The organism is Halanaerobiales bacterium (assembly GCA_035270125.1).
Lineage (GTDB): Bacteria > Bacillota > Halanaerobiia > Halanaerobiales > DATFIM01 > DATFIM01.
On the sequence record DATFIM010000085.1, the window covers coordinates 1 to 8,624 of the forward strand.

Consider the following 8,624-nt stretch of genomic DNA (forward strand, 5'->3'; position numbering starts at 1 on the left):
CTGTCCATAACTATTTAAATAAAATTCACGCATAAAATCTATATCATCCTGACTTAGTTCAACTACTCCTCCAACTGATTGAGCTGCTATTGTAATTTTGGCTGTTTTTTCTATCACCTGACATACTTTAAGAGCATCAGGGAGGTTATCACTAACTCCCACAACTCCATGATTGGCAAGTAATACACCATCTTTATCAGCCAGAGCCTCTACTGCATTTTGGGCAACATCTTCACTACCTGGTAAATCATATTCTGCTACATCTACTGAACCTCCTACAATTTGCACAAGGTCCTCCATTGCTCCAGGTATAGGTTTACGAGCAGCAGCCATTGCTGAAGCATAAATACTGTGAGTATGAACAATAGCTTCGATATCTTCTCTATTTTTATATAAATAACGATGAAGATGTTTTTCAGTAGAAGGTTTTTTACGACCATCTACTACTTCACCTGCAAAATCAAGAATAACAACATCTTCAGCTTTCATCTTTTTATAATCAACACCACTGGGCGTAATAGCAAATAAATCTTTACCACTAATTTTTTTACTAATATTACCCCAGGTTCCAACAGTCATAGCTGAGCGATACATTTCTCTTCCTGTTTCTACTACTTCTTTTCTTTCACGATAATATTTCATTTTTTCACCTGCTTTCTTGATTATTTCTTAAAGTCATAATGTTCACCAAGTGCTTCTGGTGGACGTGATCTAATAACTGCTCCCGCAATAACAACCACTGTAATAATATATGGGAACATCTGAATAATTTCATTTGCTATTCCCAGATTTAAACTCTGCAATCTCATCTGAAGGGCATCAGTATAGGAAAATAAAAAACTCGCTCCAAGTCCGCCAAGTGGATTCCACTGTCCAAAAATATTGGCAGCTAAAGCCATATATCCTCTCCCAGCTGACATACCTGAACTAAAGCGATTGAGATGTCCTAAAGAAAGGTAGGCACCTCCCATTCCAGAAAGAACTCCACTTGTTATTACACTAAAATATTTTATTTTTCTAATATTTATCCCCAAAGTATCTGCAGCTTCTGGATGTTCACCGGTCATCCTTATTCTAAGACCAAGTGGTGTTTTAAAAAGTAAAATCCAGCTTGAGATAACAACAGCCAGCATAATATATACTAAAGGAGATTGTTTACCAAGTAAAGGCCCAACTAATGGTATATCTTTTATAAAAGGTATTCCCCATTCTGGAAGTCCTTTTACCCCCGGGGAAGTTCCTCTTCGATTCCAAATTACCTGCATTAACCAGGCAGTAGCTCCTGAAGCTAAAATATTTACCCCAACTCCAGCCACAACATGATTTGCTTTTAAATCAATTGTAAAAACTGCAAAAATAGCTGCCAGCACTCCTCCAGCAAACATAGCAAATATTAATCCTAACCAGGGATTACCAGTTATAAAAGTCCCAAGTGCTCCTGCAAAAGCCCCACTCAAAATCATACCTTCCAGACCTATATTTATAATTCCTGACCTTTCAGAAAATGTTCCTCCAACTGAAGCCAGGGCAATAGGTACTGCCAGTCTAACTGCTGAAGCTAAAGTATTTAAACTAAAGATGGTATCAATTACTGCATTCATTAGACTTCAACCTCCTTCGTATCTTTTGAACCGGTTATTATATTATATAAGGAAGGAGCTGCTACAAATAAGATTACTAGTCCCTGAACAACAGTCATTAAATCTTTTGGTATTTTCGCAAAAAGCTGCATTGACATTCCTCCAGCTTCTAATGCTCCAAAAAGCAGAGCTGCCAAAAGCACACCCCAGGGCCTATTTTTCCCCATAACAGCTACTGCAATACCTGTAAATCCATAGCCTGGTGAAAAATTTGTAATAAAGCGATGTAATACTCCCATAACTATCATACTACCGGCCAACCCGGCAACTGCTCCACTAATTGCCATAGTAATTACAGTAATTCTTTTAGAATTTATACCACCATATTCAGCAGCTGAAGCATTTTCACCAACTGCTTTGATATCATAGCCTAAAGACGTTCTATTTAATAGATAACTTATTACAATAACAGTAGCAATTCCAACAAAAATAGCCCAGCTCAAGCCAGTATTAGCCATTAATTCTGGAAGCCTGGCCTTTTCAGGAATTTTTGCAGTCTGATCAACAGGACCTGCAGCTTTAAAATAATTTTTTATCAAAAATGTAGTTCCTAAAGTTGCAATATAATTAAACATAATCGTTGTTACAACTTCATGAGCACCTGTTTTAGCTTTTAGATAACCGGGAACAGCAGCCCAGGCTCCTCCTGCTAAAGCTCCAGCTATAATACCGATTGGAATAAGAATTAAAGCCGGTAAACCAGGAAAAATTAAAATAATAATAGTAGTTGCAAAAGCTCCCCAGTAAAGTTGACCTTCTGCTCCAATATTTAAAAGACCACTTTGAAAGCCAATAGCAACAGCCAGTCCTGTAAAAATAAGGGGAATTGTTTTAACCAAAGTTTGAGTAAAATTATAGGTATTACCAAAAGCTCCATTAAAAAGAGTAGTATAAGCTGTTTTTACTGAATATCCGGATATTTTTATCAAAATAGCCCCAATTATAAAGGCAACAACTATCGCAAAAAGTGAATAAATCAAATCAGTCCAGCCTGACATATTTTTTATTTTATTTAGTACTTTGTTTTTCATCTATATCCTCCCCTTCATGACCGGCCATCAGGAGACCAAGTTCTTCTCTTGTAAATTTATCAGCCTTATCATTGGCAACAATTTTACCTTCATATAAAACAAGTATCCGGTCACTAAGTTTGGTAATTTCATCTAATTCTGAAGAAATCAATAAAATTGCTTTACCTTCACTCCTCATCTCAAGCAATAAATCATGTATAAATTCTCTGGCTCCAACATCAACTCCTCGAGTAGGTTGAGCTACAACCAATAATTCAGGTTCTCTGGATAGTTCACGACCAAGTACTAATTTTTGTTGATTACCTCCAGAAAGATCACTGGCTGAACTTCTAGAACCAGTAGTTCTAATATCAAAATCCTTAATTATTTTATCACTATATTTAAAAATCCTATCTTTATTTAATATACCATTTTCAGCAAAAGGTTTTTGCCATTCAGAACCTAAAATAATATTTTCGCCTAGATTAAAACCTTTAATCATACCTCTTTTCAATCTATCTGAAGGAATATGAGCTATTCCCAGCTGTCTTCTTTTAGATGTTGAATAATGGGATATATCTTTATCTTTAAAATATATTTTACCAGATTCAAAATTCATAAGACCCATAATTATTTCTTCTAACTCTAACTGCCCATTACCTTCAACACCTGCTACACCAAGAATTTCTCCTTCTCCTACTTTAAAATTAATATTTTTTAAGTTTAAAAAGCTTCGTTCATTATAGGCATTAATACCTTCCAATCCTAAAACATCTTTTCCGCTTTGCATTTCCTTTTTATCTACACTAAAATCTATTTCATGGCCGACCATCATGCGAGCAAGTTCATTTGAATCTGTTTCTTCAGTTTTTAAATCTGCTATTTTCTTACCATCACGTAAAATAGTAATATTATCTGAAATTTCCATAGTTTCTTCTAATTTATGGGTTATGAAAATAATTGTCTTTCCTGCTTCTTTTAGAGTATTTAAAACCTCAAAAAACTCTTCAACTTCCTGGGGAGTTAAAACAGCAGTAGGTTCATCAAGAATCAATATTTCTGCATCACGATATAAAGCTTTGAGTATTTCTACTCGCTGTTGTTCACCAACTGAAAGATCTTCAATTTTAGCTTTAGGATTAATTTTGAAATTATAACGTTCTGCTAGATCTTTAACATCCTTTCTAGCAGCTTTTTTATTTATAAATATATTATTGACTATCGGCTCCTGTCCGGCAATAATATTTTCCGTTACTGAAAGGCGGTTAACTAACATAAAATGCTGATGAATCATTCCTATTCCCAAATTAATTGCCGTAGAAGGTGAGTTAATATCTACTTTTTTTTCATTTATATATATTTCACCATTATCTCTGGTATAAAGTCCAAAAAGTATTTTCATTAAGGTAGATTTACCTGCTCCATTTTCTCCAAGTATCGAATGAATTTCTCCCTTTTTCACACTTAGATCTACTTTATCATTAGCGACTACTTCCCCAAACTTTTTTGTAATATTTTTCATTTTAACTGCATCCATGGCTAATCCCTTCCTTGCAGTAATTTTTATAAACACAGAGGGCTAAAAGCCCTCTGCTGATTTAAATGATTATTTTACATTTTCGATTTTTGCTGGAATATCTACATTTCCACTTACTATATTAGCTTTAACTGCTTCCATTCTCTGAAGTATTTTTTCTGGAAGTAGGCTATCTGTAAAGCCAAGACCTCCTTCTTCAACTCCAAGATTATGAATTCCAGCTTCAAACTCATCATTTAATACCTGTTCTACAGCCAGATAAACTGTATTATTTACATATTTCATACCATTTGTTAGTACATGGTCAGGAGCAACATGGCCCTGGTCTGAATCAGAACCTATAGCATAAAAGTCATTTTCCTGAGCTGCCTGAATAACGCCAAGGCCGGAACGACCAGCAGCACCCCAAACTATATCTGCATCTTTTTCATACATAGAAATTGTCATTTCTTTTGCTTTGGCTGGATCTGCCCAATCTCCTACATAAGAATGGAGAACTTTTATATTGGGTTCAATATACTTAGCTCCAGCCATAAAACCAGCTACATTAGCTTCAATAAGAGGAATGTCCATCCCCCCAACAACACCAATAACTTTTTGCGGATTAATCATATCATTTTCAGCACTAGTTGTCATCATTGCCGAAATTGCTCCCATGAGAAAACCTCTTTCTTTTTCTCTATAAACATAAGAAGCAACATTATCATTATTTACAACTGCATCAACTATGGCATATTTTTGATCCGGGAATTGAGAAGAAACTGAACTAAGAGCATCTGCCTGATCAAAGCCAATAGAGATAATTAACTCATATTGACCGGTAGCCGAAAATTGCCTTAAATAATTTTGATATTCAGAAACTGCTCCAGGTTCAGCATAGTTAAAGGTGATACCTAATTCTTCTTCAGCTCTGTTAAGTCCACGATGAGCTGAATCATTAAATGATTGATCTCCAAGACCACCTGTCGCATAAACAACTGCTATTTTGGTTTGAGCCTGACCAATACCAGTAAAAGCAAAAACAACTGTTAAAATTAATAACGGAATAATAATCTTTTTCATTTTATTTCCCCCTTTAATTTATTTTTAAAAGGACTTTAAGAATTTTATTTTCTTTTGCCCTCTTAAAAGCCTTAAGACTATCTTTGAAATCATAAACATCATCTATCATCTTATCTAATGCTAATTCATTATTTTCCATCATCTTCAAGGTAGGTGCAAATGGGCCACAGCGAGAACCAACTATTTCTATTTCATCAACTGCCACTTTACTCATATTAATATCATTTAAATCTGAAGTAGTAGTTTTTAAAACAATCGTTCCCTGAGGTCTAATTAAATCTAAAGCTGTCTGCAGACCGCTACTGCTTCCCGTACATTCAACTACATAATCAGCAGGTCCCTGATAATTTCCTAAAAGATAGGTATCTATCCCTAATTCAGCAACTCTATCCAACTTATTTTGATGTTTTCCAATTAATATCGGATCCTTTTCAGCAGCCCAGAGCACTCGGGCAATAGAATGACCTAATTTACCATCTCCTAAAATAACGACCTCATCAGTCGGTTTAATATGATTTTCTTCAATAATTTCCACACCTGCTGCCAGAGGTTCTACTAAAACTGCTTCTCTATCACTTATTTCTTCAGGAACAGTATAAATATTTTCCCGAGGTAAAGTCATATATTCTGCAAAAGCTCCATCTCTATCTCTCATCCCAATAGCTTTCATATTACGACAGTGTTTTTCAATACCCATCTCACACATATAACATTCTCCACAGGGAATATTGACAGAGCCTACAACTCTTTGATTTTCTAACTCTCCTTTTGGATCCTTTTCCACAATTCCAACAAATTCATGACCTAAAGTTCCTTCAAATCCTAAATACCCAGCAGTGATTTCTAAATCAGTATTACATATGCCCGCAATTTTTATTTTGATAAGAACTTCATTTTCAGCAGGTTCTGGGACTTTTTTATCAACTAAATCTAATTGATTATCTTCATAAACAAGTGCTTTTATGTTATCACCTCCTAGATATTTTTAACTTCTTTTATTCCCTGTACAAAAGGCTTTTCTATTACTCTCTTTTCAGTTACAATTCCAGTTATATTTTCTGCAGGTGTCACATCAAAAGCTGGATTATAAACATCTATTTCATCTGGGGCAATCTGTACTCCTTGAATATGACTTACTTCCTCCCGGGCTCTTTCTTCAATTTCTATTTCATCACCTGTCTCAATATCTGTATCAATTGTAGAAGTAGGAGCAACCACATAAAAAGGCACATCATGGGTTTTGGCAAGTTCTGATAACATATAAGTTCCTATCTTATTGGCAGTATCACCATTACCAGCGATTCTATCAGCTCCAACCAAAATTAAATCTATCTCACCATCTCTAATTAAAGTTGCAGCTACACTATCTGCTATTAAAGTGGCCGGGATATTCTCTTCTACCAATTCAAAAGCAGTAAGTCTTGCCCCCTGAAGTCTGGGTCTAGTTTCATCTGCATATACTTTGATATTTTTTCCTCTCCTGTGAGCTTCACGAATCACTCCCAGGGCAGTTCCATAGCCAACAGTAGCCAGAGCTCCAGTATTACAGTGAGTCAAAATTCTAGCTCCCTGGGGAACAACTACTGTATTGCCATTGTGAGCCATTTTCTTATTTATTTCTACATCTTCTTTTGCAATTTTTTCTGCTACTTTGAAAATAATCTCAGTGATTCTTTCTGTACTTAAACTTTTATTTTTTTCAATAAGCTTTTCAATGTTTTTTATGGCCCAGGTTAGATTTACAGCAGTGGGACGAGCCTTGGCTAATTCCTGATTTGCTTCTTTCAATTTTTTCATAAATTCTTCTTTAGATTCATCTTTAAATTCTTCAGCAGCAAGATATACTCCATAAGCACCGGTAGCACCAATAGCAGGAGCTCCCCTTACAACCATATCTGAAATAGCAAATTCTACATCACGATAATTTTCAGCTACATAATAATCGATTTCTCCTGGTAATTTTCTTTGATCAATTAATCTTAACTTACCATCCTTAAATTCCATAGTCTCGTGTTTCATTCCTGATCATCCTTTCTTTTAATTAAATTCTTTTACGATTAATTATAAACCTAAAAGCCTCACTATTAAAATAATCAAGAGAAAAAATCTTTGCTTCTCCTTTCTGGTCATAATGTATTTGTTTCAAAAGGAGAAATATTTTTTCTTCCTCAATTTCAAGTTTTTCAGCCAACTCCTTTCCTAAAGTAGTCGGAATTACTTCCGTAAAAGCCCTCTCTATTTTGATACCAAGTTCATCTTCTAGATAATGTAACATAGATTCTTCAGGTATTTTTTCTGGTACTTTATCTGAAAAATTATTAACTGCCAGACTATCTTCACCATAAACAACCAGCTTTTGATTTGCATATCTTTTTCTTTTATATGTTATTATTTTTTCATTATCATTGAGTTTTAAAATATTTTTAAGATCTGAGGAAGGTATCTCAGGTTCTGAAGGTAAGTAGTTTGTTTTGATGTTATAACCGGCAGCTTCCATTATTTCAGTAGGGGATTTTAGAATTTCAAGACCATTTTCCATATGAATAGGTGATCTTTTAAGAAAAGTTCCTTTCCCCTGTATTTTATAGATAATTCCCTCCTGTTTAAATTCTGCCAGAGCTTCTCTAATAGTAATACGACTGACACCAAATTTTTCAACCAGTTTGGGCTCAGATGGAAGTTGATCTCCCGGTTTTAAGTTATTTTCTTCAATATATTCAATAATTTTATTTCTAACTATCTTACTTAAACTTTCCTTTGTTTTATTTAAAGGCAAAATATACCTCCTTTTTTGCACTTGTAATACAACTTACAACTTTTGATTAAATTATAAAATAAATTCAGAAAATTTTCAAATATTTTTAACATATGTCGATGTCATAATACCCTCTCATACTTTAAGTATAAATGTTTACCGAGAGGCTAAAATTCCATCGACATATGTTAAAAATTATCTGGAAAGATTATTGTGAAGTTTATTATTCATTTAATTTTGGTAATGAGGTCATTGCACCCTTATGAGTAACTGCCTGAGATGCAAGATAATTTGCAAATTGAGTAGCTTTTTTTATAAATTCATCATCAATTCTTTTTTTCTCAACTTTATTAAAATTGTATAATATCCCGGCAACAAAAGCATCACCTGCTCCAGTAGTATCGACTGTTTCAACTTTATAAGCTTCTGTATATTCCAATTTAGAATGATAGGAATAACTTCCTTTATTACCATCAGTAACAAAAATATAAGGGATATTATAGTTGTTTCTAATCAGCTTTATCCCACTTTCTATATCACTTTTTTCAGTAATAAATTTCAGTTCTTCTTTAGATACTTTTAAAATATCACATTTGTCTAAAACAGAAACAATTATTTTT

The 8,624-nt window shown here is 34.1% G+C and carries 9 protein-coding genes; all 9 read right to left on the reverse strand.

Translation table 11 applies throughout. From position 1 onward, the window contains the following. On the reverse strand, nucleotides 1-642 hold a 642-nt coding region (locus VJ881_04565; GenBank protein ID HKL75322.1), incomplete at its 3' end, for a class II aldolase/adducin family protein. Nucleotides 643-662: 20 nt separating this feature from the next. Beyond that, nucleotides 663-1,601 (reverse strand): ABC transporter permease, encoded by a 939-nt coding sequence (locus VJ881_04570; GenBank protein HKL75323.1) that lies wholly within the window; start codon nucleotides 1,599-1,601, stop codon nucleotides 663-665. Next, nucleotides 1,601-2,671, reverse strand: a complete 1,071-nt coding sequence (locus VJ881_04575) for an ABC transporter permease (protein ID HKL75324.1) — start codon at nucleotides 2,669-2,671, stop codon at nucleotides 1,601-1,603. The genes VJ881_04570 and VJ881_04575 overlap by 1 nt, the downstream gene beginning before the upstream one ends. Continuing rightward, nucleotides 2,649-4,187 carry an ABC transporter ATP-binding protein gene (locus VJ881_04580; protein HKL75325.1) on the reverse strand — a complete coding sequence of 513 codons (1,539 nt, stop codon included), beginning with the start codon at nucleotides 4,185-4,187 and terminating at the stop codon, nucleotides 2,649-2,651. Before VJ881_04580 ends, VJ881_04575 begins: the two co-directional genes overlap by 23 nt. A gap of 69 nt (nucleotides 4,188-4,256) precedes the next feature. After that, on the reverse strand, nucleotides 4,257-5,249 hold the full coding sequence (locus tag VJ881_04585; protein ID HKL75326.1) for a BMP family ABC transporter substrate-binding protein: 993 nt from the start codon (nucleotides 5,247-5,249) through the stop codon (nucleotides 4,257-4,259). A 13-nt stretch (nucleotides 5,250-5,262) separates the two neighbouring features. Continuing rightward, nucleotides 5,263-6,213 (reverse strand): alcohol dehydrogenase catalytic domain-containing protein, encoded by a 951-nt coding sequence (locus tag VJ881_04590; protein HKL75327.1) that lies wholly within the window; start codon nucleotides 6,211-6,213, stop codon nucleotides 5,263-5,265. A gap of 11 nt (nucleotides 6,214-6,224) precedes the next feature. Then, nucleotides 6,225-7,268, reverse strand: a complete 1,044-nt coding sequence (mtnA, locus tag VJ881_04595) for an S-methyl-5-thioribose-1-phosphate isomerase (protein ID HKL75328.1) — start codon at nucleotides 7,266-7,268, stop codon at nucleotides 6,225-6,227. Between the two features lie 22 nt (nucleotides 7,269-7,290). Next, a complete protein-coding gene (locus VJ881_04600) occupies nucleotides 7,291-8,025 on the reverse strand; it encodes a GntR family transcriptional regulator (protein HKL75329.1) in 735 nt (244 codons plus the stop codon). A gap of 202 nt (nucleotides 8,026-8,227) precedes the next feature. Then, a partial coding sequence (locus VJ881_04605) for a PfkB family carbohydrate kinase (GenBank protein HKL75330.1) occupies nucleotides 8,228-8,624 on the reverse strand: 397 nt, incomplete at its 5' end.